This is a genomic window from Pseudomonas sp. LBUM1656 (genome assembly GCF_059716065.1).
The window spans coordinates 324,554-349,618 of the sequence record NZ_CP166800.1 but is presented as its reverse complement, the minus strand read 5'-3'; the positions used below and the strand labels follow the sequence as shown (position 1 = coordinate 349,618).

The window sequence follows — 25,065 nt, the reverse complement described above, 5'->3', positions numbered from 1 at the left end:
CTCAGCCTTTGTACGAATCGCAGAAAGCTTGCGCTTCAGCGACGTCGAGGGTGCCTTCGTAGATCGCCCGGCCGGTGATCGCGCCGATGATGCCCGGCGCCTTGGCGTCGAGCAGCGACTTGATGTCACCGAGGTTGTGAATACCGCCGGAAGCGATGACCGGAATGCGCGTGGCAGCGGCCAGCGCAGCGGTGAACGGAACGTTGCAGCCCTGCATCATGCCGTCTTTGGCGATGTCGGTATAAACGATCGCGGACACGCCGTCGGCTTCGAATTGCTTGGCCAGGTCGATCACCTGGATGGTGCTGATCTCAGCCCAGCCGTCGGTGGCGACGAAACCGTCTTTGGCGTCCAGACCGACGATCACTTTGCCCGGGAACGCGCGGCAGGCTTCAGCGACGAAGGCCGGATCTTTCACGGCCTTGGTGCCAATGATCACGTAGCTCACGCCCGCTTTCACGTAGTGCTCGATGGTTTCCAGGGAACGGATACCGCCGCCGATCTGGATCGGCAGGTTCGGGTAGCGCTTGGCGATGGCAGTGACCACTTCGCCGTTGACCGGCTGACCTTCGAAGGCGCCGTTCAAGTCGACCAGATGCAGACGACGGCAACCGCCCTCCACCCACTTGGCAGCCATGCTCACCGGGTCATCGGAGAACACCGTGGAATCTTCCATGCGGCCCTGGCGCAGACGAACACAGGCACCGTCTTTGAGATCGATAGCGGGAATAATCAGCATCTGGCAAACCTTCAAATTCGATTGTTCAGCTTCGCTCGAAAATCAGTTTTTCTCGAGCGCCCACAAGTCGCTTTCGATGCTTTCGAACCTCTCTTTGAGGTGCGTCTGCACATCGAAAATCGCCCTGTTGTAATAGTGCGGCGCAATTTCACGGGTAAACAGCTCAAGGATTTCAGCCGCTTCGAACGAACCCAGGTCCAGTTCGAAGCGTTCCTCCATGAAGCGTTTGATCTTGTGATTGGCCTCGTTCTCCTGCTCGGGAGTGAGGGTCAGGATCGGCGGCTTCTTCTTGACAGCCATTTACCAGCGACCGTCCCACGCAGCGAAGTTCTGCAGCAATTGCAGGCCATGGGTATGGCTCTTCTCCGGGTGGAACTGCACGGCGAAACGCGAGCCTTCGGCCAGCGCTGCGGCGAAATCGACACCGTAGTGACCGCCACCCACCACCTGCCGCGCATTGCCGGCAGCGATGTAGTAGCTGTGCACGAAGTAGAAACGCGCCAGGTCCGGAATGTCGTGCCACAGCGGGTGACTCACCGTCTGCTTCACTTCGTTCCAGCCCATGTGCGGGACTTTCAGGTGTTCGCCGTCTTCGTGCAGGTCTTTGCCGAAGAACTTCACCGCGCCCGGGAACAGGCCGATGCAGTCGACGCCGTCGTTCTCTTCACTGCTGTCGAGCAAGGCTTGCATGCCGACACAGATGCCGAGGAACGGACGATCCTGGCTGACTTCACGCACCAGCGAGTCGAAGCCCAGGCGACGGATCTCCGCCATGCAATCGCGAATCGCGCCGACGCCGGGGAAAACCACCCGGTCGGCTTCGCGAATCACATCGGCATCGCTGGTGATCAGAACCTTGCCGGCACCGACGTGCTCGAGGGCCTTGGCCACCGAGTGCAGGTTGCCCATGCCGTAATCGATAACCGCGACCGTCTGCATTACAGAACGCCTTTGGTCGACGGCATCTGACCGGCCATGCGGTCGTCGAGCTCTACGGCCATGCGCAGTGCGCGGCCGAATGCCTTGAACACGGTTTCGATCTGGTGGTGGGTGTTGGTGCCACGCAGGTTGTCGATGTGCAGGCTGACCAGCGCGTGGTTGACGAAGCCCTGGAAGAATTCCTGGAACAGGTCAACGTCGAAACCGCCGACGGTGGCGCGAGTGTAGGGAACATGCATCTGCAGGCCAGGACGACCGGAGAAGTCGATCACCACGCGCGACAGCGCTTCATCGAGCGGCACGTAGGCGTGGCCGTAACGACGGATGCCTTTTTTGTCGCCGATGGCTTTGGCGAAGGCCTGACCCAGGGTGATACCGACGTCTTCCACGGTGTGGTGGTCGTCGATATGCAGGTCGCCCTTGCTGACAATATCCAGGTCGATCAGCCCGTGACGGGCGATCTGGTCCAGCATGTGCTCAAGAAAAGGAACACCGATATCAAATCGGGCCTTTCCGGTGCCATCCAGGTTGATCGAGGCTTTGATCTGGGTTTCCAGAGTGTCGCGCTCGACTGACGCCTTACGTTCGGCCATCACCAGCTCCGCAAAATCATTGGGCGAAAAAGGCAGCCATTATAGGGGCGCGGGCGCGAAACAGAAACACGGGAGGTGATATGACTGACGGACAGAACCCTGCGCTGTCGGGGATAGACATGTCCATACAAGCCATTTGAATGGAACACAAAACAAATGTGGGAGCGGGCTTGCTCGCGAAGGCGGAGTGTCAGCCACCAAATATGTCGACTGACACTCCGCCTTCGCGAGCAAGCCCGCTCCCACAGGGGTAATGCGCTAAACGTTCATTAGTGGAACAGAACTGCAGTTTTCTGCAGCGTCACCCAAACACCCCACGCCAACGGAATCCCCACCACCAGCCAGGCAGCAATCGCCAACGGCTTGGTGCCTGCATCCGCTTTCCACTCCAGCACGGTGCTGGCATCAGCACCCTTGTCGTGGCCCAGCGCCTGTTCGGCGGCCAGTTCAGCGTCGGTCATGAAGTACTTGTCGGCCACCGGGCGAACCATCAGGTTGCACAGGAAGCCCAGCACCAGCAGGCCCGCAAGGATGTACAAGGTGATGTCGTAAGCCGCGGCGCGTTCAACACCGATGCTCAGCTGATATTCACGCAGGTAGTTCACCAGCACCGGACCCAACACGCCCGCCGCTGCCCAAGCCGTCAGCAGACGACCGTGGATCGCGCCGACCATTTGCGTACCGAACAGGTCCGCCAGGTAAGCCGGCACGGTCGCAAAACCACCGCCGTACATCGACAGGATGATGCAGAACGCCGCCACGAACAGCGCAACGTTGCCCAGGTGACCGAGGTTCGGGATCAGCGCGTACAGCGCGAAACCGAGGGCGAAGAACACGAAATAAGTGTTTTTACGGCCCAGGTAATCCGAGAACGACGCCCAGAAGAACCGGCCACCGATGTTGAACAGGCTCAACAAACCGGTGAAACCTGCAGCGATTGCAGCAATCGATGCCAGTTGCCCGGCGTCCAGTTGACCGAATGGCAAATCAACACCGATCAATTTACCGCCGAACACTTCCTGCAACAGCGGCGAAGCCATACCCAGGATGCCGATACCGGCCGATACGTTCAGGCACAGCACCAGCCACACCAGACGGAACTGCGGAGTTTTCCACGCCACATTCACGTGAACGTGACGGTGAGTGATCATCGCGTTCGCAGCTTTTTTCGCCGGAGCGGTCCAGCCTTCAGGCTTCCAGCCGGTTGGCGGCACGCGGTAGGACAGTGCGCCACCGATCATGAACACGAAGTAGATCGCGGCCATCACCAGGAAGCTCTGCCATACGCCGACGCTCTCTGCCGAAGCGAAATGCCCCATCAGCGCTGCGGCCAGCGGAGCACCGACCATCGCACCACCGCCGAAGCCCATGATCGCCATGCCAGTCGCCATGCCGCGCTTGTCCGGGAACCACTTGATCAGGGTCGACACAGGCGAGATGTAACCCAACCCCAGGCCGATACCGCCAATGACCCCGGAGCCGATCCACATCAGCCAGATCTGGTGGGTATAGACCCCCAGCGCTGAAATCAGCAGACCACCACACCAGCACAGCGCCGATACAACGCCAGCCTTGCGCGGCCCGGCGTGTTCCAGCCAGCCGCCCCAGATCGCGGCCGAGCAGCCAAGGAAGATGAAGAACAGGGTGTAGATCCAGCCGAGCATCGAGATCGGCCAGTCACATTGCGAAGAGAAAACCTGCGAGATGAAGCTCATGTCGGGCGCGCAGGCTACTGCCTTGGTTACGCCCAGGGCTTTGGACAGCGGCAGCCAGAACACCGAGAAGCCATAAGCCATGCCGATGCAAAGGTGGATGGCCAGGGCGGCCGGTGGAACCAGCCAACGGTTGAAACCGGGCTTGGCGATGATGCGCTCCTTGGACAGGAACGCGGGCTGATCGGCTTTGAGGCCGTCCGCCGTGATGCTCGTGGTCATTGTGTATCCCCCAATTATTAGTATGGTTCGCCAGCCACTCTTCGCCCCCAGCCTTATGCGCACGCATGACTGTCTTTTTCAGGGTGAAGCTCCATTTTGGTGCGACATCACGCCGCAGAAGGACGGACGAACTGGCAGAGGTTACCATCTGTACGTGACAGAAAAACCAAAGTGATATCACCTTTATGCAAGTCGTCTGTTCTCGTACCACTGAAGGAGCCTCCATGCCGATCGTCGTCGAGCTGCTGCAAGAAGCCACTTACCAGGATCAGCAAGACCTGCAAAAAATTTACCGCGACGCCCCGGACTGGCTCTTCGCCCCGTTTTCCGGGGATGCGCAGCTGATCGAAGGCTGCCTGGGTGACGGTTCGCTGATTGCCGGACGCTTCAATGATCGACTGCTCGGCGCGGCCCGTTTGCAACGGCACCAGGACGTCTGGCACTTGTCCCAACTTTGTGTACGAAAAATTACCCGTCGTCGCGGCGTTGCCGAGCGCATGGTGAACGAAGCACAGAAAATGGCGTCGCAATCGGGCGCGACATTGCGTTTGCTGGCGCCTGCCGGGCATCTCGAAGCTCAAGCCCTGGCCGCCAAGCTGAAAGTGCCGCTGGATGTGTTGCCGGCGTGATCGCTGACCGGTCGTCCGCTTCGGGGCGCTATACTCCCCGGCTAAATTTCGAATTCGACTAACTACAAGGACTCGCCCATGAAAGCGTTCGGCAAAATCCTGGGTCTGGTGCTTCTCGGGCTGTTGCTGATCATTGTGGCGCTGGGCTTTGCCCTGACCCACCTCTTCGATCCCAACGACTATAAAGACGAGATTCGCCAGATTGCCCGCGACAAGGCCCACATCGAGCTGACGCTCAATGGCGATATCGGCTGGAGCCTGTTCCCGTGGCTTGGCCTGGAATTGCACGAAGCCAGTGTCGCGACCCTGGCCAAGCCCACCGAGCCGTTCGCCGACTTGCAGATGCTTGGCCTGTCCGTGCGCGTGCTGCCACTGCTGCGCCGCGAAGTGCAGATGAGTGACGTGCGCGTCGAAGGTCTGAGCCTGCGCCTGAACCGCGACAAGGACGGCCACGGCAACTGGGAAGACATCGGCAAGAACCCGGCGCCAGCTACGCCAGCTGCCCCGCCGGGCGAACCGGCACCTGCGCCGGACACCACCGCCCAGGCGGAAAAACCGGCCCAGCCGATTCGCCTGGACATCGACAGCCTGACCGTCAACAACGCCCGCGTTGAATACAACGACGAGAAGACCGGCAAGCAGTTCAGCGCCGAAAGCATCCAGCTGAGTACCGGCCCGGTCCACGACTCGACCAACATCCCGGTCAAACTCACCGCGTTCCTCGGCACCAATCAGCCGGTTTTGCGGATACGCACCGAGCTCAATGGCGAGCTGCGTTTCGAGCGCGCCTTGCAGCGCTACAAATTCGAGGACATGAAACTCACCGGCGAAGTCGCCGGCGATCCACTGCAAGGCAAGACCATGACCTTCGCCGCCCAAGGCCAGTTGCTGCTGGATAAAGCCGCGAACGTCGCCGAATGGACCGGTATCAAGATCTCCGCCAACCAATTGCGCGCGCTGGGCGAACTGAAGGTCAACGACCTCGACAAGACGCCTCAAATCAGCGGCGGCATTTCGATCGCCCAGTTCGATCTGGCGAAATTCGTCGACAGCATCGGCCAGAAACTCCCGGCCATGGCCGAAGGCAGCCTGAGCAAGGTCGAGCTGGTCAGCCGTCTGGCGGGCACGCCTGCGAGCCTGTCGCTCGACAACATCAACCTGAAAGTCGACGACAGCAGCTTCAGCGGCCGTATCGCCGTCGAGGATTTCGCCAAGCAATCGCTGCGCGCGACCCTCAAGGCTGACACCTTCAACGTCGATCGTTACCTGCCGCCAAAATCCGCTGAAGCAAACAGCGCGACTCAAGTGCGTCAGGCCGAAGTCGCCAGTACCGAAGCCGATGCCATGGCGGGCGCCGGCAGCACACCGTTGCCCGCCGCACCGACCAAAACCGCGTGGAGTACTGAACGCCTGTTGCCGGTAGAACGCCTGAGCAAACTCGACGTGGACGCCGACCTGACCTTCGGCCTGCTGACCCTCGACAAACTGCCGATCCAGAACGCCGCACTCAAGGCCACCGGCCAGGGCGGCCTGCTGACCCTGGAGAACCTGCGTGGCGACCTGTACGAAGGCAACTTCGAAGCCAAGGGCACCCTGGACGTACGCCAGGCAGTACCCGCACTGAACATGCAGACGCGCATCACCAAAGTACCTGTGGAAAAAATCCTCGAAAGCCAAGGGAAGAATCCGCCGGTCAAAGGTCTGGTGACGCTCAACAGTGCGTTGACCGGCAGCGGCAATAGCCAGCAAGCACTGATCGACACGCTCAATGGCAACGCCAGTTTCGTCATCAACAACGGCGTGCTGCTCAATGCCAACCTTGAGCAACAACTGTGCAAAGGCATCGCCACCCTTAACCGCAAAACACTCAGCGGCGAACCACGGGGCAAAGACACGCCATTCCAGGAGCTCAACGGCAACCTGACCTTCCGTAACGGCGTGGCCAGCAACCCGGACCTGAAAGTGCGCATCCCAGGCATGACCGTGAAGGGTGACGGCGACGTCGACCTGCGAGTGCTGGGCATGGATTACCGCGTGGGTGTGGTCGTCGAAGGCGACAAGAGCGACATGCCGGACCCAGCCTGCCAGGTCGGTGAGAAGTTCGTCGGCATCGAGTGGCCGTTGCGCTGCCGTGGCCCGCTGGAACTGGGCGCCAAGGCTTGCCGCCTCGATAACGAACGCATGGGCCAGGTCGCGAGCAAACTGGCCGGCGAAAAAATCAGCGAAAAAATCGACGAGAAGCTTGGCGACAAGGTCAGCCCTGAGCTGAAAAACGCGTTGAAGGGGCTGTTCAAGCGATGAGAGCCGAGCAGTTTTCATCGGCGGTGCTTGACTGGTACGACCGCCACGGCCGCCACGATTTGCCCTGGCAACAAGGCATCACGCCGTATCGGGTGTGGGTCTCGGAAATCATGTTGCAGCAAACCCAGGTCAGCACCGTGCTGAATTACTTCGACCGCTTCATGGCCTCGCTGCCGACGGTCGAGGCCCTGGCCGCCGCGCCGGAAGACGAAGTGCTGCACCTGTGGACCGGCCTCGGTTACTACACCCGCGCGCGCAATTTGCAGAAGACCGCGAAGATTGTCGTGGCCGAATACGGTGGCGAGTTTCCCCGGGATGTGGAAAAGCTTGTCGAATTGCCCGGGATCGGTCTGTCCACGGCCGGCGCCATCGCCAGCCTGAGCATGGGCCTGCGGGCGCCTATCCTCGATGGCAACGTCAAACGGGTCCTGGCGCGCTTTACCGCGCAAGAGGGATATCCGGGCGAGCCGAAGGTTGCCAAACAGCTGTGGGCGAACGCTGAGCGCTTCACCCCGCATGATCGGGTCAACGCCTACACCCAGGCGATGATGGATCTGGGCGCCACACTTTGTACCCGTAGTAAACCGAGCTGTCTGCTGTGTCCGCTGGAAAAAGGCTGCGAAGCGCACATGCTTGGCCTGGAAACCCGCTACCCGATCCCCAAGCCGCGCAAAACCGTGCCACAGAAGCGCACGCTGATGCCGATGCTCGCCAACGGCGAAGGCGCGATTCTGCTTTACCGCCGCCCTTCCACGGGCTTGTGGGGCGGTCTGTGGAGCCTACCGGAACTCGACGACCTCGACGACCTGCAACACCTGGCCTCGCAGCACTCACTGGAACTGGGCACGCAACAAGCGCTGCCGAGCCTGGTGCACACCTTCAGCCATTTTCAGTTATCCATCGAACCCTGGCTGGTTCAGGTCCAGGAGGCCGGCCATCACGTGGCCGAGGCCGACTGGCTCTGGTATAACCTCGCCACCCCGCCGCGCCTGGGCCTTGCCGCCCCGGTCAAAACCTTGCTCGAACGCGCGGCCGCCGTATTGAACGCAGGAGAGTCGTCATGACCCGCACCATCATGTGCCGCAAGTACAAAGAAGAATTGCCCGCCCTGGAGCGCGCTCCATTCCCGGGCGCAAAAGGTCAGGACATTTTTGACCACGTCTCGGCCAAGGCCTGGGCCGACTGGCAGAAACACCAGACCCTGCTGATCAACGAAAAACGCCTGAACATGATGAACGCCGAAGACCGCAAATACCTTCAGGGCGAGATGGACAAGTACTTCTCCGGCGAGGAATACGCCAAAGCTGACGGCTACGTTCCGCCGGCTGAATAATCCTGCTTTCTCGGGGGTCGGATCGTAAGCGACGGTAATAATTAAATATTTTTTGAAAACTTGCTTGACGACCCCCTGAAAAACCCGTTTAATGCGCCCCGTTGCCCAGATAGCTCAGTCGGTAGAGCAGGGGATTGAAAATCCCCGTGTCGGCGGTTCGATTCCGTCTCTGGGCACCAAATACCGAAAACCCTGAATCGCAAGATTCAGGGTTTTTTTATGCCTGCGATTTGATAACGACAGCCCACCGCAGCGCAGATGCCGGAAAAACAATCACGCTTTAGTACTCGGGCACGATGATGGCACCGTGCTATGATTTTGCGCGTGCATGGAATAAAGCCAACATTGATCCCGATGCCCCCGCATCCGAATCAGTCGATACAGGATAGAGACAGCGCAAGGAGTGCGTGCTTTTTCACCCCTCCCCGCAAAACACTGCCCTCCCCCTGCTCGACGACAGCTTTCCAGGCACGCCCCCTTCTCGAAAGCCCCGAACATGGAACAGTTATGTCTGACATCAATGAACTGAAAGACAAGATCAACACCAAAACCTTGAACATGGTCCTGCTGTCGATTGCGACCGCCGGGATCTACTTGCTGTTGTGGTTGTACAAGAGCAACCAGAAGATCAACGAAACGACGAAAATCAAAGTGGTCGACGACACTTACGTTATTTGGGTCGCCGTATGCCTTGGCTGGAGCGGCGCGTTGTCGAACCTGGGCGACGTGTTGTTCGACTCGCTTTCCGGCATTCTGCTGATCGCATTGAACGCGCTGTACATCGTGTGGGCCTTCAAGGCAAAAAATGCGCTGTCGGAATACGCCCTCAACGAGCATAAAATCGACCTGCGCATGAACGGGTTCTATACCTTCTTCCTGAACATTTTTTACGTGAATTACTGCATCAACGACTTGCCTGAAGAGCAGCGCAAACAACTGATCCTGCGCGGCCAGACGACGCAAGCCTGATCAACTGGCGAGGGGCAGTCTCAACGGACTGCCACCGTCACTCATCACCCCTCCAGTTGAACACCAGATTACGCACGCCAGCGCTGCCGACATCTGTCGTGTCGCGCTTTGCCTCACCGTTTCGGGTGGCGACCACGGTGTACTTGCCAGCAGGTAACTGGACATAAACCAGAGGCCCTGCCTGACTGAGTGTCAGTATTGATTGACCTTGAGGACTCTGGATAACCAACTCGACATCCGGTACATATTTGCCCTCCGGCCCAATGGAAAAGGTCATGTGCAGGTTGTAGCCGGTCGTTTGCTGAATGGCCTTCGCTTCATCCTCGCCGATACCGCCGGACAAATAGGTAATCCCGTTCTGTTCCTGTCGCTGAATCTGCACGCCTGAACTGTCGACGGGCTCGAGGCTGGCGGCAACTGACATTGCAGAAAACATCAGCACACCGACGGTGGCGATGGGCAACATTAGGAAATGGATGGACTTCATGATGACGACTCCTGGGCTTCACAGCGCCCTCCTGGTCCTTCACTTTTGATTTCCCGGGCGACGGCCAAGTTTTAGATTGATTCGGTCTTGAGCTCACTGCGAAATGGACTACACCTTGTATTCCTCATGTCCGTGCTGCCGTCGGCATGCTCCTGCAAAACGAATCCGGCATTTCCTTCTGGCTTCCCAGACGCGCCCTGCATCTTCGCCCGGCCCTCTCTTGTCATTCTCTTTCGCCTGTTCCTCCAGCCGCGGAAGACTTCATGAGCATTGTCAAAACCGAAAACACTCAAGACCCACAACTCGCCTATCTGGTGGGTAACCTTGGCGAACTGATCCGTCAGGCGCGACAGAAAGTGCTGCGAGCGGTCGATACCGTTCAGGTGCAAACGTGCTGGCAGATTGGAAGACATATTGTCGAGTTTGAGCAAGAAGGGGCTCGGCGGGCGGCATACGGCAAGCGCTTGCTTCCGACACTCGCCAACGCTCTCACTACCCAGTTTGGAAAAGGTTTTGATGAACGCAACCTGCGATATATGCGGGATTTCTATCAGACCTTTCCAATTTGGGACGCAGTGCGTTCCGAATTGAGCTGGACCCACTATCGCCGATTGCTACGAGTCGATAACGACCACGCCCGCGAGTGGTACATGAACGAATCAGCCATTCAAAACTGGTCATCCCGCGCCCTGGAACGCCAAATCAACACCCTCTACTACGAACGCCTGCTAGCAAGCCGTGACCGCCCTGCCGTCAAACAGGAAGCCGCAACCAACATCCAGAAAATGAGCGCGCACCCTCGGGACTTCATCAGGGATCCGGTGATGCTGGAGTTTCTGGGCTTGCCCGACGCGGGCCTGACCCAGGAAACCGATCTCGAACAAGCACTGATCCATCAGCTTCAAGCCTTCCTGCTTGAGCTTGGCAAAGGCTTTGCCTTTATCGCCCGCCAACAACGCATCAGCACCGACAGCAAAGACTTCTACATCGACCTGGTGTTCTACAACTACTTGCTCAATTGCTTCGTCATCTTCGATCTCAAGAGAGGCGAACTTACCCATCAGGATGTCGGCCAAATGGACATGTACGTGCGTATGTATGACGACCTCAAACGCGGACCGGAGGACGGCCCTACCGTTGGCATCATTCTCTGCGCGCAGAAAGATGAGTCGGTGGTGCGCTATTCAGTGCTGGAGGGCAACGAACAACTGTTCGCCAGCAAGTACAAGCTGGTACTGCCTAGCGAAGAGGAACTTCGTGCGGAGCTGGATCGGGAACGCGCCGTGCTTGAGGATCGACAGCTCAATCGCAAGACGTGAAAACGACGGGTGGATTGTTCACAAGCGATGTGAGGACTATCGTTGGCAACTACCCGCAAAGGTCCAAAGCCGATGAATTTGCAGGACATGCCTTCACTGGTGCCGACTCAAATCGAATTGTCGCTGACCACCGACACTGCTGGCGAACCGTTCAAGGAACCCGCCGCAGACGGCTTCATCCTCGGCGGCTTCACTTGGCGGCACGCCTCTCAGGACATCGCGCGCCCGGTGGTTATCATCAATGCGGCCACCTCGGTTCGTTGCCGGCATTACTCGCGCTTCGCCGACTACCTGTTCGCCAACGACTTCGATGTCATCACCTATGACTACCGCGGCATCGGCGAGTCGCGGCCAACGTCGCTGAGAGGGTTGGAGGCTTCATGGTCCGATTGGGGCGCACTGGACTTTGAGGCGATGCTCAAGCGCGCACAGCGCGAATTCCCCGGCCAACCCATCGACGTAGTCGGCCACAGCTTTGGAGGCTGTGCAGCGGGTCTTGGGGCGTCAGCGCATTTGATTCGGCATTTGGTGACGGTCGGCGCGCAATTCGCGTACTGGCGCGACTATGCGCTCGCCCATCGCTGGCGGATGCTCGGCAAGTGGCATGTGGTGATGCCGTTGATGACCCTGCTTTACGGTTACTTCCCCGGAAAACGCCTCGGCTGGCTGGAGGACACGCCCGCCGGCGTGGTTCGCGACTGGAGCACGCCCACTGCACGCTACGAAACGCGGCCCAGTGGTCGTGTCATGCATGCAAAAACCGGCCAGCTTCCCTTTGCATCAGTCACTGCAAAAAACCTGGCCATCAGCATCAGCGATGATCCTTACGGTACGATCGCGGCCATCGAACGCCTGCTCGGCTACTTCACCGGCAGCACAAACACCCACCTGCGAATCGCCCCCGAAGACATCGGCGAAGAAGAAGTCGGACATTTCGCCTTTTTTCGCAGCGCATACCAAGCCACACTATGGCCCATTGCATTGTCCTGGTTGCAGACCGGCGAACTGGCCCCCGATACACCCGGGCGGCGAGTGCCTCGCAGCTGATTGACCCGCCCCTCTCATCGAATGACGGAATTTCACCCATGGCATCCGCCAACAAACAGAACAAACGCGCCTCCCGCGCGAAAGCCAAGGCCAAGCAGAACCGTACCCAGCGGGCTGCCGCGCCGGTCGAGCTGGACCCGAACGATGATCGTATCGACTTCGAGTCGGTGGACTTGACCGAACTGTTCAAGAAAATGATCGACGCCGAAAAAACCAGCCAGCAAGCAATGTGCGTGGCCTTCCTCGAAGACCCGCTGCTGGAACTGGTGTACGAACAGGAAGGTGAAGAAGGCGCGATGGATTTCATCCTCGCGGCGCTGATCGAATATCGCCAATGGTCCACCGAAGTCGATGAAGCCGGCGCCCTGGCATGGATCGAATCACCGGCCTTCCAGGCTGACTACGTAGCGGCGTCCGACGCCATTGCGGCTCAAACTCAACAGAAAGCGAACTGAATTAATGGCATCCCTGAACAAGCAGCAAAAACGCGCCAAACGCGCCAAGATCAAAGCCAAGCAAATCAACATCCACGGCCGAAAACCTGCCGCGCTGGACGATGACCTGGGTGAAATCGGCGAGCCGATTCCGGAATACACCCTGGCAATGTTCAGCAAAATGCGCGACGCAGAGGCCATCAGCCGCAACGACATGCTGCTGGCCCTGCTGTCCGACCTCGCCGGGATCATCAGCGACCATCCCGAACTGCTGGACATGGAAAACGCCGACAACGAAGCCATGGCCGCCACTCACCTGGCCGCCGACATGCTGATCGACTACCGCATGTGGGCCGACGGCATGGACCGCGATGCCGCACAGGCCTGGCTGACTGATCCGCAGTTCATCACTGATTTTGGCGATGCTCTGGATAGCTATCGTCAGTCGTTGGATGCGCAGGAAGAAAAAACTGAGTAAGCAATTTCCTCAAAACAGTCCGATTACCAGCGGCCGTTTGCACCGATATGCGTAGGAGGTCGAGCCCCCCCATGGAAAATAAGACCCTTTTCATGAGTTATCGATACAAGCTCGATCAACAGCCCAAAACAGTACTGGTGTCGGACGATGCAAACCAAGTCGGTACCGTCGGAATCGGCAATGCTCGTGTCATTGAGGCCACTGGAGATATGTGGAACGACTGGTTCGACGGCGATGATGTCAGTGTCGACTTTATAGCTACCAGGCAACAACCATGATTGATACGCCTATCTAGAAGTCCCGGCTATCTGCCTTAGAGCCCGACAGATGTAAGCAAAAACGGCCGCTTGTCATCACTGACAGCGGCCGTTTTTTAAGCCTGAAAAACAACAATCAGGCAGCAACACCTTCCAGACGCGGAATATCAATACCGAGCTTGGCGCTGGCATAACCCAGTTCGCCTTTGGCGATGGATTGAGCCTTGTAGCCGGCAGCGATCAGGTCCTGCACGTACAGCTTGTTGTAGATAAACATGAACACAAGGTTGCTAAGGCTGAACGTGAAGCAGGCCACGACGAACATGATCGCAGCCCATTTGAAATCACCACGGAACAATGCCGGGAAAAAGCCAAAGAAAAACACGGTCCACGAGAAGCCGATTGGCGCTTCCTTCATGGCACCGGTATTAGGGTTTTTGAACACAACCGATGTAAACGCCATGCCTGTCTCCTTGATGCCCCAATGGGTTGGCTGAATGGCCGGGCTATCTCCATACAGCTCTTTTAAACGGCAAGCACACGCAAACGCATCCGTGACTGACGTCAGATGAGGGAACAGGCAAGAAAGGGTCGGTGCTTTAGCCAGGAAGGCTGGGGGCGTCGAACAATCCGTGTCCTGAAACTCCATCGCATCCCGCAACAGCGAGATACACATTCGAAGAGAAGGCTACTATCTCGCCATCATCGTGTCCATCAGATAGCCGCTCGATAATTCGCCCGAATGAAAGCAAAAACGACCGCGATCATTTCTGATGGCGGTCGTTTCTGTGCTTCAACAGCGTTCGGCCTGAGTCAGAACACTCAGCGCGCTACCGCTGCGATCAGCTTCTCGTTGCGACGACGGCGCGCCACAAACAAGCCCGCAGCCACGACCAACAAGCTCAGCAGACCGGTCGAGAGGATCTCCACGCGGTGGGCTTCCTGGAACAGCATGATGGTCAGGGCCGCGACAATGAAGATGATCACTGCGTAGGTCAGGCCCGGGAACAGCCACATACTGAAGGCGATTTTTTCACCACGAGCCATACGCTGTTTTCGCATACGCAGCTGCGAAATCGCGATCACCAGGTACACCAGCAGCGCGATGGCGCCAGAACTGGCCAGCAGGAATTCGAACACCGCAGCCGGGGCCACGTAGTTGGCGAACACGGCGAGGAAGGCTGCGCCAGTGGACAACATGACAGCCCAGTAAGGCGTGCCGCTTTTGTTGGTGCGCTGGGAAACGGCCGGTGCATCACCGCGTTTGCCCAGGGAGAACATCATGCGCGACGCGGTGTAGAGCGCCGAGTTCAGGCAGCTGGTCACCGCAACCAGCACCACGATGTCGACGATCAGCTTGGCATTCGGGATGCCCATGCGCTCCAGCACGGTCTGGTAGGAGCCGACAGCGGCCAGAACCGGGTCATTCCATGGCACCAGGGCCACGACGATGAAGATCGACACGAGGTAGAACAAGCCAATCCGCCAGATCACCGAGTTGGTGGCCTTGGAAATTTGCTGGCCAGGGTTCTTCGATTCGGCGGCCGCGATGGTCACGATCTCGGTGCCCATGAAGGAAAACATGGTAGTCAAAATGGCGCCCAGTACCGCGCCCATGCCGTTTGGCAGGAAGCCCTGGGTGTCGAACAGGTGCGACACGCCGCTGACCTGGCTGTTCGGCAGGAAGCCGAAGATCGCCATGATGCCTAGGCCGATGAAGCCGATGATCGCGATGACTTTGACCAGGGCAAACCAGAATTCGAACTCACCGTAGTTCTTCACGCTGAACAGGTTGGTGACTGTCAGCAGCAAGGTGATGACCAACGTGAAAGCCCAGATGGCCACGTTGGGGAACCAGGCATGCAGGATGGTCGCGGCCGCGTTGGCCTCCAGCGGGATCACCAACACCCAGAACCACCAGTACAGCCAGCCGATGGTGAAACCGGCCCAGTGACCGATCGCGCGATCGGCGTAGGTCGAAAAGGAACCCGTGTCTGGCGACGCGACGGCCATCTCGCCGAGCATGCGCATGACCAGCACCACCAGAGTACCAGCGGCGGCGTAGGCCAACAGCACGGCCGGGCCTGCGGCGGCGATGGCGTGGCCAGAGCCTACGAACAGGCCGGCGCCGATAACCCCGGCGATCGACAACATGGTCACATGACGCGGTTTGAGCCCCTGTTCGAGGCCATTGGAGCTTGGGGTACTGCTCATTGAAACTTCCTTTTAAGGGAAAGCGATTTGCATCCATCCCGTCTGGCGTTCCTTCTCGTAAAAAGAAACCAACAGGGCGTTCCGGATTCTGCACGCAATAATTGCGCCAAAATGTTTCGAACTCCTTAAGCACGGGGCCTGTAGCGTGACCGGACAGTCATCGCAAGTCCTTGAGATTAATGGCAATTCGCCAGAGCGTTACCCTGCGACTCACTTTAGGAACGAGCCAGCGCACCAGAAACACACCCGAAAATATTACGACGCACAATAAAAGTGCACATCAGGAACGTTTGGCCGGTTAGCGCTTCCAACACCCCGTCAAAGCTGGCAACATCGCGCCCTTTTTTACGCGACACCCACGGGGCAGCCGGTTCAAACGGCTGTTCGGTTGATAGCAGCGCGACAGTCTGCTGTACCGATGCGACAACCTGCCACATGCCACCCGTTTACCGCCCGTAGCGCTGTTGGCTGCCATTCAGACGCTATGCTAGCTTGGCCGCCTCGCCAGGAAGGCCAACCAACAGCAGGAGCGAAACACTATGAGGAAAGCACATGGCTGAGGCCACGCCCGCGCTTGAAATCCGCAACTTGCACAAACGCTACGGACAGCTTGAGGTGCTCAAAGGCATCTCGCTGACCGCCCGCGACGGCGACGTGATCTCGATCCTGGGTTCTTCCGGCTCCGGCAAGTCCACGTTCCTGCGTTGCATCAACCTGCTGGAAAACCCGCACCAGGGCCAGATCCTGGTGGCCGGCGAAGAACTCAAGCTCAAAGCCGCCAAGAACGGCGAACTGGTCGCCGCCGACGGCAAGCAGATCAATCGTCTGCGCAGCGAGATTGGTTTTGTGTTTCAAAACTTTAATCTCTGGCCGCACATGAGCGTGCTCGACAACATCATCGAAGCCCCGCGCCGGGTGCTCGGTCAAAGCAAAGCCGAAGCCATCGAAGTCGCCGAAGCCTTGCTGGCCAAGGTCGGCATCGCTGACAAGCGCCACGCCTATCCGGCGCAACTGTCCGGCGGTCAGCAACAACGCGCAGCCATCGCCCGCACGCTGGCGATGCAGCCCAAGGTGATTCTGTTCGACGAACCCACCTCCGCCCTTGACCCGGAAATGGTCCAGGAAGTACTTAATGTCATCCGCGCACTGGCCGAAGAAGGCCGCACCATGCTGCTGGTCACCCACGAAATGGGTTTTGCCCGTCAGGTTTCCAGCGAAGTGGTGTTCCTTCACCAGGGCCTGGTAGAAGAGCAAGGATCGCCACAGCAGGTGTTCGAAAACCCGCTTTCGGCGCGCTGCAAACAATTCATGTCCAGCAACCGCTAACGGAGCTACCCGCATGCAGAACTACAAAAAGGTCTTCCTGGCAGCCGCCGTCACCCTGGCCTTCAGTGCCGGTGCCATGGCCGAAACCCTGAAGATGGGCATCGAAGCGGCCTACCCGCCGTTCAACAACAAAGATGCCAGTGGCAATGTCGTCGGCTTCGACAAGGAAATCGGCGACGCCCTGTGCGCCAAGATGAAAGTCGACTGCACCGTGGTCACGTCCGACTGGGACGGCATCATCCCGGCCCTGAACGCCAAGAAGTTCGACTTCCTGATCTCCTCGATGTCGATCACCGACGAGCGCAAGCAAGCGGTGGACTTCACCGAACCGTACTACTCCAACAAACTGCAATTCATCGCCAAGAAAGACGTCGACTTCAAAACCGACAAGGCTTCCCTGCAGGGCAAAGTGATCGGCGCACAACGTGCGACCCTCGCCGGCACCTGGATGGAAGACAACATGGAAGGCGTTGAAGTCAAACTCTACGACACCCAGGAAAACGCTTACCTCGACCTGACTTCCGGTCGTCTGGACGGCATCCTGGCGGACAAGTACGTCAACTACGAGTGGCTGAAAAGCGACGCCGGCCGCCCTTACGAATTCAAGGGTGACCCGGTGGAAGAAAGCGACAAGATCGGTATCGCTGTACGTAAAGGCGACACCCTGCGCGCGAAGCTGAACCTTGCCTTGAAAGAAATCGTCGAGGACGGTACTTACAAGAAGATCAACGACAAGTACTTCCCGTTCAGCATCTATTGATTCTGACTTGCCTGACTGGCGCCGTTCGCTGACGGCGCCAGTCCCTGGCATTGCCTGCTGCACATTGAAAAGAAATCCATGACTATCGATCTCTACGGATTCGGCCCGGCGCTCGCCGCTGGCGCGCTGATGACTGTGAAACTGGCACTCTCAGCCTTGTGCCTGGGGCTGGTGTTCGGTCTGCTCGGCGCCTTGGCCAAGACTTCCCCGTACAAGCCGCTGCAATGGCTTGGCGGCACTTACTCGACCCTGGTGCGCGGCATCCCGGAATTGCTCTGGGTGCTGTTGATCTACTTCGGCACGGTCAACCTGATGCGTGCCCTGGGCGAGTTCTTCGGCAATCCCGACCTCGAACTGAATGCCTTCGCTGCCGGCGTAATTGCGCTGGGGCTGTGCTTCGGCGCCTACGCCACGGAAGTGTTTCGTGGTGCGATTCTGGCGATTCCCAAAGGTCACCGTGAAGCCGGCGTGGCTTTGGGCCTGTCGAAGTTTCGCATCTTCACCCGGTTGATCATGCCGCAGATGTGGCGCATCGCCCTGCCCGGCCTGGGCAACCTGTTCATGATCCTGATGAAGGACACCGCGCTGGTGTCGGTCATCGGCCTGGAAGAAATCATGCGTCATGCACAAATCGGCGTGACCGTGTCCAAACAGCCGTTCACCTTCTATATGGTGGCAGCGTTCATGTACCTGGGCCTGACGATTCTCGCCATGACCGGCATGTACTTCATGGAAAAACGCGCCGCTCGCGGCTTCGCGAGGAGCACGCAATGAATTGGGAAGTCATCATCAAGTGGCTGCCGAAACTGGCTCAGGGCGCAACACTGACCCTGGAACTGGTGGCCATCGCCGTGATCGCGGGTTTGTTGCTGGCGATTCCGCTGGGCATCGCTCGCTCGTCGCGACTCTGGTACGTGCGGGCATTCCCCTACGGCTACATCTTCTTTTTCCGTGGCACGCCGTTGCTGGTTCAGCTGTTCCTGGTCTACTACGGCCTGGCGCAGTTCGATGCGGTCCGTAACAGCTCGATGTGGCCGTACCTGCGCGATCCGTTCTGGTGCGCCACGGCGACCATGACCCTGCACACCGCGGCCTACATCGCCGAGATCCTGCGCGGCGCGATTCAGGCCATTCCACCGGGCGAGATCGAAGCAGCGCGCGCCTTGGGCATGTCCAAGCCAAAGGCGCTGTTCTACATCATCCTGCCCCGGGCGGCGCGTATCGGCCTGCCGGCCTACAGCAACGAAGTGATCCTGATGCTCAAGGCCAGCGCCCTGGCCAGCACCGTGACCCTGCTGGAACTGACCGGCATGGCTCGCACCATCATTGCCCGGACCTACCTGCCGGTAGAGATCTTCTTCGCCGCGGGCATGTTCTACCTGCTGATGGCTTATGTGCTGGTTCGCGGCTTCAAGCTGCTGGAGCGCTGGCTGCGCGTCGATGCCTGCCAAGGGCGCTGATTCCTACGTGTTGACGGGCGACGCCTTGCTCGCCCGTTTCACGGCGCTGGATGTTTTTCTGATAGAGCATCAGGCGTTGTGGAAGCCTCGTCCGTTTACTCATCTGCAGCTTCCTTGGGAAGCGTCCTACCCGGAACTGGCGATTTGGCTACGCGGGCGGTCGCTTGAGGACGCGGAAAACAGCCATAACCAACCTGGTTTGCTGGACGCGCCGGAGCCGTTTGCTTCATTGGCGGCGCTATCCCTTGAGTTGAGTTCGGTGGACGAGTTGCCTGCGCACTCGCTGGAAGCGGCCGGGCATCGATTGAATGTCGACGTGCCCGGGCGCAAGTGGCAGCAGATTGAGGCATTTGCCAGTCGCTTGGCGTTTACCTCGCCGCCGAAACATTGGCTGGATTGGTGTTCGGGCAAGGGCCACTTGGGTCGGCGTTTACTGCAACCCGGGCAACAACTGACGTGCCTGGAATATGACCCGGCGCTGGTAGCCAGCGGTCAGGCGCTTAGCCAACGCCATCACATGCATGCGATGCATGTCGAACAGGATGTGCTTGCGCCTGACGCTGCTTCTTTATTGAACGCCGATCACACGCCTGTCGCGCTGCATGCTTGCGGTGATTTACATGTTCGACTGATCCAGCTCGCCAGCGCCGCAGGCTGCAAACAATTGGCCATCGCACCCTGCTGCTATAACCGAATCAGTCTTCCTGCGTACCAGCCACTTTCCTCGGCCGGTTTGCGATCCGACCTACAACTCTCACTCGACGATCTCTCGCTGCCAATGAGCGAAACCGTCACCGCCGGTGCTCGCGCTCGACGTCAGCGTGACACCTCCATGGCCCGGCGCCTGGGTTTCGACCTGCTGCAACGGCAACTGCGCGGTGTTGACGACTACCTGCCTACTCCGTCCCTACCGAGTGGCTGGCTGGACAGATCCTTCGCCGACTACTGCCATCATTTGGCTGCGTTTAAAGAGTTATCCACAGTCGGCCCGCAAGATTGGTCCGCACTCGAAGCCGCCGGATGGCAACGACTTGCCGAAGTTCGCAACTTGGAGCTGTTGCGCGGCCTTTTCCGACGCCCGCTGGAGCTTTGGCTGGTCCTCGATCGGGCATTTTTCCTTGCCGATCGGGGCTACACCGTTCGCCTCGGTACCTTCTGCGAAACCCCGCTCACGCCGCGCAATTTGCTGCTCCTGGCGGAACGCCCTTAAAAAGCCACAGCCTGTGGATAACTCTGTTGATGAAATTATCGTGGATCCAATATAAGCGCCTGTTTCAGGGGTGAAACGCTACTGTTCAATTTTCGTACACATGATAAAAAACCGAGAAAAACAGGCATTTGCGTACAAATGAGAACGGGTCCGCAAAAAAGTCATGAGCGTCACTTCTGAGTGCGCCCGTTGTGCATAAGCATTTAATGCAAAGGACATAAGCGCCTAATCCGGGACGTCATCTGCGGAAAATTGCGCCGCTTCCCCAGTCTTGTTATACAAACAGCCAAGGCCGCCGACAGCGCGGCCACGAACAAGAAAATCCGACTGACAGGATGCGACAGTGACGTTCATTTCTTACGCACAGAATTTCGAAGACATACGCCTGTGGCGCGCCCTCAAAACCGTTGAAGACGGCTTCTACATCGACGTCGGCGCCAACCACCCCACCCACGACTCCGTGACCAAAGCTTTCTATGACCGTGGCTGGACCGGCATCAACGTCGAACCGATGCCCAATTACTACGACGCCCTGTGCCAGGAACGTCCCAAAGACACCAACCTGCAATGCGTGGCCGGCGAAAGCGCCGACGACCTGACCTTCTACGGCATCGCCGGCACCGGACTCTCCACCCTCGACCCCGCCATGGCGCAAATGCACAAAGACGCCGGCATGGACGTGCGCAGCCAAACCGTCAAATCCCGCACCCTGACCTCCATCTGCGAAGAACACGCCAAGGGCCGCGAGATTCACTTTCTGAAAATCGACGTCGAAGGCCACGAAGAAACGGTGCTGCGCGCCATGGACTTCACCCAATGGCGGCCGTGGGTCATCATCATCGAAACCCCTTGGGAGCGCGACCAGGCCTGGGAAACCCTCGTCACCGACGCTGGCTACCACTCCATCCTGTTCGACGGCATCAACACCTACTACCTCGCCAACGAACACCTGAACCTCAAACCCGCCTTCGACATCCCGCCCTGCAACCTGGACGAGTTCCAGTTCTGCAAAGGCCACAACTTCAGCCACCCCGTCAGCGACGCCGAACCCCAGCTCGCCGCCGCCCTGCAACGCGCCGAACAGGCCGAAGCGCAGCTGCGTGCAATGCAAAACAGCCGCACCTGGAAAGCCCTTCAGAAAATCAAGAAAACCCTGCTTCGGGCCTGACTTGAAGGCTGCGTAAAAATAGTCTGAATTCAGGGGTTTACAGAACCATCCCAATCGCTATAATCGTCGCCCTAACACGCCGGTATAGCTCAGTTGGTAGAGCAACTGACTTGTAATCAGTAGGTCCCGGGTTCGACTCCTGGTGCCGGCACCATACAAAACGAAGCCCCTGCAGAAATGCAGGGGCTTTGTTGTTTCTGAAACGTCCACTTTTTGTCCACACAGTGGAACCTGTGGGAGCGAGCTTGCTCGCGATGAGGCCGTCAAACCCAACGACGCTCTACCCACCAAAGCAAAGGCCGCTTTTCCCAAGGCACGGAAACGAAGCAACCTCAACCAAACAGCATCCTTTGCCAATGATCCTCACCCACAATGGCAATCGAAGCTCCCGCCTCCCGCAATTCCACTGCCTTCATGATCTTCGTTCCATAAGTGCTGTGGCGCCACTGCTCATTACCCACGCTACCGACCACCAGGTAATGCACCTTCTTACTCACACCCCCGCCAATCAAACCACCTCGTTCTTCGACCAGCGCCTGACATTCCTTTCGCGGCCCAAAGGCCATGACACCCGTAAATACAAACATCCGGCCATCCCACACCAAATCAGGGATCGGTGAATTGAAGGGAAGGTCCGTGGGAGTAACGACAACAGCGCCGCCGACCTTCGGTCTCTCAATGCCCACTCCAGAAAAACCACGCAGAATGTTCAGCAGCTCTAGGGACTCATCCATGTCTAGAGCATTGTCCTGAAGCATGAACGCCAAACGCGAATACAGCAGATTGATCACCGGATCGTTCAGATGCGCGAGATTGTTTTCTAACCATTCCTTCAGAAAAGCCGCTTCTGTAATGTTCACAACACCATCCGCCGTAATCCCTGCAGCCAACCCCACCAAGGAATCGGCAGCGCGTCGATCGATACGGGCGCGGTGGAAGAATTTACTGTTCTCGAACTCGCTGTGTAGATCCATTACAGGTTTTCCTTGGGGTAGGGAATGACTCGATGACGAGGCATGAACGGGTAAATGCTGTATTCAAAGCTAGCACCGATGCGCCTGACCGCTGATCTTAATTAGGAAAATAACTCATTCCCTTTCCACTACCATTTTCCACACTTGATATCGTCAAAAAAATAATGGCATATTGCCTACAAGCGCATCTAGGGAACGCCTACCCGCGCCAGCACAAGGACGATAAAAATGACAACATACTTTGAAAATACCATTTCGAAAATTTATGGCGACAAAGACGATTTCATAATAATAGGGCTGACTGGTCAGACAGGAAGTGGGTGCTCAACTGTAGCAAGCATACTTTCAAAAAAGCAGAATCAGATAAAGCATTCCTTATATAAAGGAAGCTCACCAAATGACAACACTCAAAGAAAGCAAAAAATAATCTATAAATGCTTTGAAAAAACCTGGACTCCTTTTATTTCGATACAAGCTAGTTCCATTTTAACATTGTTGCTCAGCGAAAAAAGCATTGAAGATACTGCAAGATTCATAGGAAGCGTCTCCGGACTTACTGACGTGTTACAGAAAAACATCATAGAAAGCATAAAAGTTACAAAAGACACACACACCAGTCTAAACCTTCAAGATATTAACTCACTTAGAATTTTTTACACCGAATTCTTACCTAATCAAAACAACGAATTAAAAAAACAAATTGGCGGCGCTAGATATGTCGCTCTATTTCAAACAATAGGTAACAATGTCCGAAACTCAGGCGACCCAACCTCAGACGAGGTAATAGGGGGAAGTTTCTTTTCGTTAGCCGAACGAATCAACAAAATAATTAAAGATATACGTAAAGCCAGAAACAAAGGTGAGCGGACATTCATCGTAATAGACGCGATTCGCAATCCATTTGAAGCAATATATTTCCAGGATAGATACTCGTCATTTTATTTAATGGCCGTTTCGTGTGAAGACGACCAGCGTAAAACCCGACTCAGAGCGCTGGGGCATACGGACACACAAATTAAAGCGATGGATGAAGAGGAATACGGCGATAGAAAGCTAACCGACAAATCAACTTACATAAAGCAAGATATCCAAGCCTGTCTGCAGCGATCCGATTTATATATTAGCAACCCAAACTCAACCAATACAGTTTCACATTTCAGCTTACTAGCAAATCAAATCATAACGTTCGTTTGCCTTATGGTTCGTCCAGGGTTAATAACACCAACGCCTTTAGAAAGATGCATGCAAATTGCTTACACCGCAAAACTGAATTCGGGTTGCATTTCCAGACAGGTAGGGGCGGTAGTAACGGATAAAAATTTCTCAGTCCAGTCCGTAGGATGGAATGACACTCCCTTTGGACAGGTACCATGTAGTTTAAGAAATAGGTTTGATCTAGTGAGTGGGAATGATCAAGAGGCATACTCCGAATACGAAAAATCGGATATTAAATACATCGCTAGATTTACCCAACAAAGCGAAAAATACTTAAAAATTGAGAGTACAGGAAGAAATGTTTCGTATTGCTTTAAAAGCGAATACAACGACTTGATAGGAGAAAAAAACCAAGTACACACTCGTTCACTACACGCCGAAGAAAATGCTTTTTTACAAATATCAAAATATGGTGGCAGGGGCATAGAAAACGGAAAGCTGTTCACCACCGCAAGTCCTTGCGAACTTTGTTCAAAAAAAGCATATCAATTGGGCGTAAAAGAAATTTATTACATTGATCCTTACCCAGGAATTGCAATGAGTCACATCCTCATGGGTGGGACAAATAATCCAAAGCTGATTCTTTTTTCAGGGGCTATTGGGAAAGCATTCCATAATCTTTACTCGTCAAAAATGCCTTACAAAGATGAGCTTAATGCGCTATCACTGTAACCCCTCAACAACTTAAACCATATATTATAATAATCAGTGAAAAAGGGGACGCTTCTATTTTCCCATTATCGAAAAGGCTCACCGAAAGGTGGGCCTTTTTCGTTTATGGGTCTCACGCTCCTGAGTTTCCCCTGCTCGCTTCGTTTCGTGTTCGCTCCTCCTCCCCCCCCTCGCTGAAGGATGGTTATATTGATCAAAGGTGCAAATCGACGCATCCAATTCTGGCACCGGCTGTCTACATACATCACCGAAACGATGAGCGGTTACGGTCGAAAATCAGCGAGGCGGCATAATGACAGCAGTGCTTCTGCACAATCTGCCACTTCACTCCGCCGTTGCGAGCCCCTTTGTAATGAACACCGAACGACGTTACTCGATCATCTTGGAGCACAGCGCCGAGGTGCTGCTTGAACATGCACTCATGGCGCAGATAGAGGCATTTTGGGACGCCAACGATACCCGCTACTTCGGGTTGCGTATGGAGGACGAGCACAGCGCGCACGCACGAGTGATTGTTACGGACGAAGTCCCCGACGAAGAAGATGTGGAGCTTTCCTGTCTGTAGCGAATGGAATCACTCGCCACCTACTAGAGGTGGGGGGCCGAC

The 25,065-nt window shown here is 56.8% G+C and carries 27 protein-coding genes and 2 tRNA genes; 20 read left to right on the top strand and 9 right to left on the bottom strand.

The window, feature by feature from the left end:
• Position 1: 1 nt before the first annotated feature.
• The 5 genes from hisA to ACA072_RS01610 all read right to left on the bottom strand — a co-directional run bounded on the left by hisA (position 2) and on the right by ACA072_RS01610 (position 4,205).
• Positions 2–739: a 1-(5-phosphoribosyl)-5-[(5-phosphoribosylamino)methylideneamino]imidazole-4-carboxamide isomerase gene (hisA, locus tag ACA072_RS01630; protein WP_010464588.1), complete on the bottom strand. Its 738-nt coding sequence runs from the start codon at positions 737–739 to the stop codon at positions 2–4.
• 42 nt (positions 740–781) lie between these two features.
• Positions 782–1,039: a DUF2164 domain-containing protein gene (locus ACA072_RS01625; protein ID WP_497622690.1), complete on the bottom strand. Its 258-nt coding sequence runs from the start codon at positions 1,037–1,039 to the stop codon at positions 782–784.
• Positions 1,040–1,678 (bottom strand): imidazole glycerol phosphate synthase subunit HisH, encoded by a 639-nt coding sequence (gene hisH / locus ACA072_RS01620; RefSeq protein WP_150579556.1) that lies wholly within the window; start codon positions 1,676–1,678, stop codon positions 1,040–1,042.
• Complete coding sequence (gene hisB, locus ACA072_RS01615; RefSeq protein ID WP_003218037.1) at positions 1,678–2,271, bottom strand: imidazoleglycerol-phosphate dehydratase HisB; 594 nt, start codon at positions 2,269–2,271, stop codon at positions 1,678–1,680. The genes hisH and hisB overlap by 1 nt, the downstream gene beginning before the upstream one ends.
• A gap of 269 nt (positions 2,272–2,540) precedes the next feature.
• Positions 2,541–4,205 (bottom strand): OFA family MFS transporter, encoded by a 1,665-nt coding sequence (locus ACA072_RS01610; protein WP_497622688.1) that lies wholly within the window; start codon positions 4,203–4,205, stop codon positions 2,541–2,543.
• A gap of 224 nt (positions 4,206–4,429) precedes the next feature.
• Here ACA072_RS01610 and ACA072_RS01605 point away from each other — a divergent pair, with 224 nt between their 5' ends.
• From ACA072_RS01605 to ACA072_RS01580, 6 genes are all read left to right on the top strand, one after another.
• Positions 4,430–4,834, top strand: coding sequence for an acetyl-CoA sensor PanZ family protein (locus tag ACA072_RS01605; protein WP_497622686.1), 405 nt, complete (start codon positions 4,430–4,432; stop codon positions 4,832–4,834).
• A 78-nt stretch (positions 4,835–4,912) separates the two neighbouring features.
• Positions 4,913–7,135 carry an AsmA family protein gene (locus ACA072_RS01600; RefSeq protein ID WP_497622684.1) on the top strand — a complete coding sequence of 741 codons (2,223 nt, stop codon included), beginning with the start codon at positions 4,913–4,915 and terminating at the stop codon, positions 7,133–7,135.
• Positions 7,132–8,199, top strand: coding sequence for an A/G-specific adenine glycosylase (mutY, locus tag ACA072_RS01595; protein ID WP_497622682.1), 1,068 nt, complete (start codon positions 7,132–7,134; stop codon positions 8,197–8,199). Before ACA072_RS01600 ends, mutY begins: the two co-directional genes overlap by 4 nt.
• Complete coding sequence (locus ACA072_RS01590) at positions 8,196–8,468, top strand: oxidative damage protection protein (protein ID WP_010464608.1); 273 nt, start codon at positions 8,196–8,198, stop codon at positions 8,466–8,468. The genes mutY and ACA072_RS01590 overlap by 4 nt, the downstream gene beginning before the upstream one ends.
• A 103-nt stretch (positions 8,469–8,571) precedes the next feature.
• Positions 8,572–8,647, top strand: a tRNA-Phe gene (locus ACA072_RS01585).
• Between the two features lie 328 nt (positions 8,648–8,975).
• The gene (locus ACA072_RS01580) at positions 8,976–9,437 is read left to right on the top strand and encodes a DUF4234 domain-containing protein (protein WP_077747585.1); all 462 of its coding nucleotides are present in this window, start codon (positions 8,976–8,978) and stop codon (positions 9,435–9,437) included.
• A gap of 37 nt (positions 9,438–9,474) precedes the next feature.
• Here the strand turns inward: ACA072_RS01580 and ACA072_RS01575 are convergent, their stop codons facing one another.
• On the bottom strand, positions 9,475–9,924 hold the full coding sequence (locus tag ACA072_RS01575; RefSeq protein WP_497622680.1) for a carboxypeptidase regulatory-like domain-containing protein: 450 nt from the start codon (positions 9,922–9,924) through the stop codon (positions 9,475–9,477).
• Positions 9,925–10,187: 263 nt separating this feature from the next.
• Here ACA072_RS01575 and ACA072_RS01570 point away from each other — a divergent pair, with 263 nt between their 5' ends.
• From ACA072_RS01570 to ACA072_RS01550, 5 genes are all read left to right on the top strand, one after another.
• Positions 10,188–11,243 (top strand): PDDEXK nuclease domain-containing protein, encoded by a 1,056-nt coding sequence (locus ACA072_RS01570; protein ID WP_497624934.1) that lies wholly within the window; start codon positions 10,188–10,190, stop codon positions 11,241–11,243.
• A gap of 72 nt (positions 11,244–11,315) precedes the next feature.
• Positions 11,316–12,290 carry an alpha/beta hydrolase family protein gene (locus ACA072_RS01565; protein ID WP_497622678.1) on the top strand — a complete coding sequence of 325 codons (975 nt, stop codon included), beginning with the start codon at positions 11,316–11,318 and terminating at the stop codon, positions 12,288–12,290.
• A gap of 38 nt (positions 12,291–12,328) precedes the next feature.
• Positions 12,329–12,745: a hypothetical protein gene (locus ACA072_RS01560; protein ID WP_497622677.1), complete on the top strand. Its 417-nt coding sequence runs from the start codon at positions 12,329–12,331 to the stop codon at positions 12,743–12,745.
• Positions 12,746–12,749: 4 nt separating this feature from the next.
• Positions 12,750–13,202 (top strand): hypothetical protein, encoded by a 453-nt coding sequence (locus ACA072_RS01555; RefSeq protein WP_497622676.1) that lies wholly within the window; start codon positions 12,750–12,752, stop codon positions 13,200–13,202.
• Positions 13,203–13,273: 71 nt separating this feature from the next.
• Positions 13,274–13,480 carry an AbrB/MazE/SpoVT family DNA-binding domain-containing protein gene (locus ACA072_RS01550; protein WP_497622674.1) on the top strand — a complete coding sequence of 69 codons (207 nt, stop codon included), beginning with the start codon at positions 13,274–13,276 and terminating at the stop codon, positions 13,478–13,480.
• Positions 13,481–13,595: 115 nt separating this feature from the next.
• On the opposite strand, the gene ACA072_RS01545 is transcribed toward ACA072_RS01550, so the two are convergent.
• Both ACA072_RS01545 and gabP read right to left on the bottom strand, forming a co-directional pair.
• Complete coding sequence (locus ACA072_RS01545; RefSeq protein ID WP_438661575.1) at positions 13,596–13,922, bottom strand: hypothetical protein; 327 nt, start codon at positions 13,920–13,922, stop codon at positions 13,596–13,598.
• Positions 13,923–14,281: 359 nt separating this feature from the next.
• Positions 14,282–15,673: a GABA permease gene (gene gabP / locus ACA072_RS01540; RefSeq protein WP_497622672.1), complete on the bottom strand. Its 1,392-nt coding sequence runs from the start codon at positions 15,671–15,673 to the stop codon at positions 14,282–14,284.
• Between the two features lie 552 nt (positions 15,674–16,225).
• On the opposite strand from gabP, the gene ACA072_RS01535 reads away from it, so the two are divergent.
• The 7 genes from ACA072_RS01535 to ACA072_RS01505 all read left to right on the top strand — a co-directional run bounded on the left by ACA072_RS01535 (position 16,226) and on the right by ACA072_RS01505 (position 21,751).
• Positions 16,226–16,999 carry an ABC transporter ATP-binding protein gene (locus ACA072_RS01535; RefSeq protein ID WP_007897462.1) on the top strand — a complete coding sequence of 258 codons (774 nt, stop codon included), beginning with the start codon at positions 16,226–16,228 and terminating at the stop codon, positions 16,997–16,999.
• 13 nt (positions 17,000–17,012) lie between these two features.
• On the top strand, positions 17,013–17,759 hold the full coding sequence (locus tag ACA072_RS01530; RefSeq protein WP_497622671.1) for an ABC transporter substrate-binding protein: 747 nt from the start codon (positions 17,013–17,015) through the stop codon (positions 17,757–17,759).
• Positions 17,760–17,837: 78 nt separating this feature from the next.
• Positions 17,838–18,533, top strand: a complete 696-nt coding sequence (locus ACA072_RS01525; protein ID WP_497622669.1) for an ABC transporter permease — start codon at positions 17,838–17,840, stop codon at positions 18,531–18,533.
• A complete protein-coding gene (locus tag ACA072_RS01520) occupies positions 18,530–19,219 on the top strand; it encodes an ABC transporter permease (protein ID WP_497622668.1) in 690 nt (229 codons plus the stop codon). Before ACA072_RS01525 ends, ACA072_RS01520 begins: the two co-directional genes overlap by 4 nt.
• A complete protein-coding gene (locus tag ACA072_RS01515) occupies positions 19,200–20,429 on the top strand; it encodes a methyltransferase (protein WP_497622666.1) in 1,230 nt (409 codons plus the stop codon). The genes ACA072_RS01520 and ACA072_RS01515 overlap by 20 nt, the downstream gene beginning before the upstream one ends.
• A gap of 343 nt (positions 20,430–20,772) precedes the next feature.
• The gene (locus tag ACA072_RS01510) at positions 20,773–21,597 is read left to right on the top strand and encodes an FkbM family methyltransferase (RefSeq protein ID WP_497622664.1); all 825 of its coding nucleotides are present in this window, start codon (positions 20,773–20,775) and stop codon (positions 21,595–21,597) included.
• Between the two features lie 78 nt (positions 21,598–21,675).
• Positions 21,676–21,751: transfer RNA gene (locus ACA072_RS01505), tRNA-Thr, on the top strand.
• A gap of 178 nt (positions 21,752–21,929) precedes the next feature.
• Here ACA072_RS01505 and ACA072_RS01500 read toward each other — a convergent pair.
• Positions 21,930–22,571: a BRCT domain-containing protein gene (locus ACA072_RS01500; protein ID WP_497622662.1), complete on the bottom strand. Its 642-nt coding sequence runs from the start codon at positions 22,569–22,571 to the stop codon at positions 21,930–21,932.
• 228 nt (positions 22,572–22,799) lie between these two features.
• Between ACA072_RS01500 and ACA072_RS01495 the strand changes: the two genes are divergently transcribed.
• Both ACA072_RS01495 and ACA072_RS01490 read left to right on the top strand, forming a co-directional pair.
• Positions 22,800–24,458 (top strand): hypothetical protein, encoded by a 1,659-nt coding sequence (locus tag ACA072_RS01495; RefSeq protein WP_497622660.1) that lies wholly within the window; start codon positions 22,800–22,802, stop codon positions 24,456–24,458.
• A gap of 352 nt (positions 24,459–24,810) precedes the next feature.
• The gene (locus ACA072_RS01490; RefSeq protein WP_497624933.1) at positions 24,811–25,023 is read left to right on the top strand and encodes a hypothetical protein; all 213 of its coding nucleotides are present in this window, start codon (positions 24,811–24,813) and stop codon (positions 25,021–25,023) included.
• The last annotated feature ends 42 nt before the right edge of the window (positions 25,024–25,065 follow it).

Bases quoted from the DNA above. Each gene is read 5' to 3' on its own strand.
- ACA072_RS01625 (WP_497622690.1), bottom strand. From the start codon at position 1,039: ATGGCTGTCAAGAAGAAGCCGCCGATCCTGACCCTCACTCCCGAGCAG.
- hisB (WP_003218037.1), bottom strand. From the start codon at position 2,271: ATGGCCGAACGTAAGGCGTCAGTCGAGCGCGACACTCTGGAAACCCAG.
- ACA072_RS01605 (WP_497622686.1), top strand. From the start codon at position 4,430: ATGCCGATCGTCGTCGAGCTGCTGCAAGAAGCCACTTACCAGGATCAG.
- ACA072_RS01550 (WP_497622674.1), top strand. From the start codon at position 13,274: ATGGAAAATAAGACCCTTTTCATGAGTTATCGATACAAGCTCGATCAA.
- ACA072_RS01610 (WP_497622688.1), bottom strand. From the start codon at position 4,205: ATGACCACGAGCATCACGGCGGACGGCCTCAAAGCCGATCAGCCCGCG.
- ACA072_RS01515 (WP_497622666.1), top strand. From the start codon at position 19,200: ATGCCTGCCAAGGGCGCTGATTCCTACGTGTTGACGGGCGACGCCTTG.
- ACA072_RS01535 (WP_007897462.1), top strand. From the start codon at position 16,226: ATGGCTGAGGCCACGCCCGCGCTTGAAATCCGCAACTTGCACAAACGC.
- mutY (WP_497622682.1), top strand. From the start codon at position 7,132: ATGAGAGCCGAGCAGTTTTCATCGGCGGTGCTTGACTGGTACGACCGC.
- ACA072_RS01555 (WP_497622676.1), top strand. From the start codon at position 12,750: ATGGCATCCCTGAACAAGCAGCAAAAACGCGCCAAACGCGCCAAGATC.
- ACA072_RS01545 (WP_438661575.1), bottom strand. From the start codon at position 13,922: ATGGCGTTTACATCGGTTGTGTTCAAAAACCCTAATACCGGTGCCATG.
- ACA072_RS01600 (WP_497622684.1), top strand. From the start codon at position 4,913: ATGAAAGCGTTCGGCAAAATCCTGGGTCTGGTGCTTCTCGGGCTGTTG.
- ACA072_RS01590 (WP_010464608.1), top strand. From the start codon at position 8,196: ATGACCCGCACCATCATGTGCCGCAAGTACAAAGAAGAATTGCCCGCC.
- ACA072_RS01530 (WP_497622671.1), top strand. From the start codon at position 17,013: ATGCAGAACTACAAAAAGGTCTTCCTGGCAGCCGCCGTCACCCTGGCC.
- ACA072_RS01525 (WP_497622669.1), top strand. From the start codon at position 17,838: ATGACTATCGATCTCTACGGATTCGGCCCGGCGCTCGCCGCTGGCGCG.
- ACA072_RS01490 (WP_497624933.1), top strand. From the start codon at position 24,811: ATGAACACCGAACGACGTTACTCGATCATCTTGGAGCACAGCGCCGAG.
- ACA072_RS01570 (WP_497624934.1), top strand. From the start codon at position 10,188: ATGAGCATTGTCAAAACCGAAAACACTCAAGACCCACAACTCGCCTAT.
- ACA072_RS01560 (WP_497622677.1), top strand. From the start codon at position 12,329: ATGGCATCCGCCAACAAACAGAACAAACGCGCCTCCCGCGCGAAAGCC.
- ACA072_RS01500 (WP_497622662.1), bottom strand. From the start codon at position 22,571: ATGGATCTACACAGCGAGTTCGAGAACAGTAAATTCTTCCACCGCGCC.
- hisA (WP_010464588.1), bottom strand. From the start codon at position 739: ATGCTGATTATTCCCGCTATCGATCTCAAAGACGGTGCCTGTGTTCGT.
- ACA072_RS01565 (WP_497622678.1), top strand. From the start codon at position 11,316: ATGAATTTGCAGGACATGCCTTCACTGGTGCCGACTCAAATCGAATTG.
- ACA072_RS01580 (WP_077747585.1), top strand. From the start codon at position 8,976: ATGTCTGACATCAATGAACTGAAAGACAAGATCAACACCAAAACCTTG.
- ACA072_RS01495 (WP_497622660.1), top strand. From the start codon at position 22,800: ATGACAACATACTTTGAAAATACCATTTCGAAAATTTATGGCGACAAA.
- ACA072_RS01520 (WP_497622668.1), top strand. From the start codon at position 18,530: ATGAATTGGGAAGTCATCATCAAGTGGCTGCCGAAACTGGCTCAGGGC.
- hisH (WP_150579556.1), bottom strand. From the start codon at position 1,678: ATGCAGACGGTCGCGGTTATCGATTACGGCATGGGCAACCTGCACTCG.
- ACA072_RS01575 (WP_497622680.1), bottom strand. From the start codon at position 9,924: ATGAAGTCCATCCATTTCCTAATGTTGCCCATCGCCACCGTCGGTGTG.
- gabP (WP_497622672.1), bottom strand. From the start codon at position 15,673: ATGAGCAGTACCCCAAGCTCCAATGGCCTCGAACAGGGGCTCAAACCG.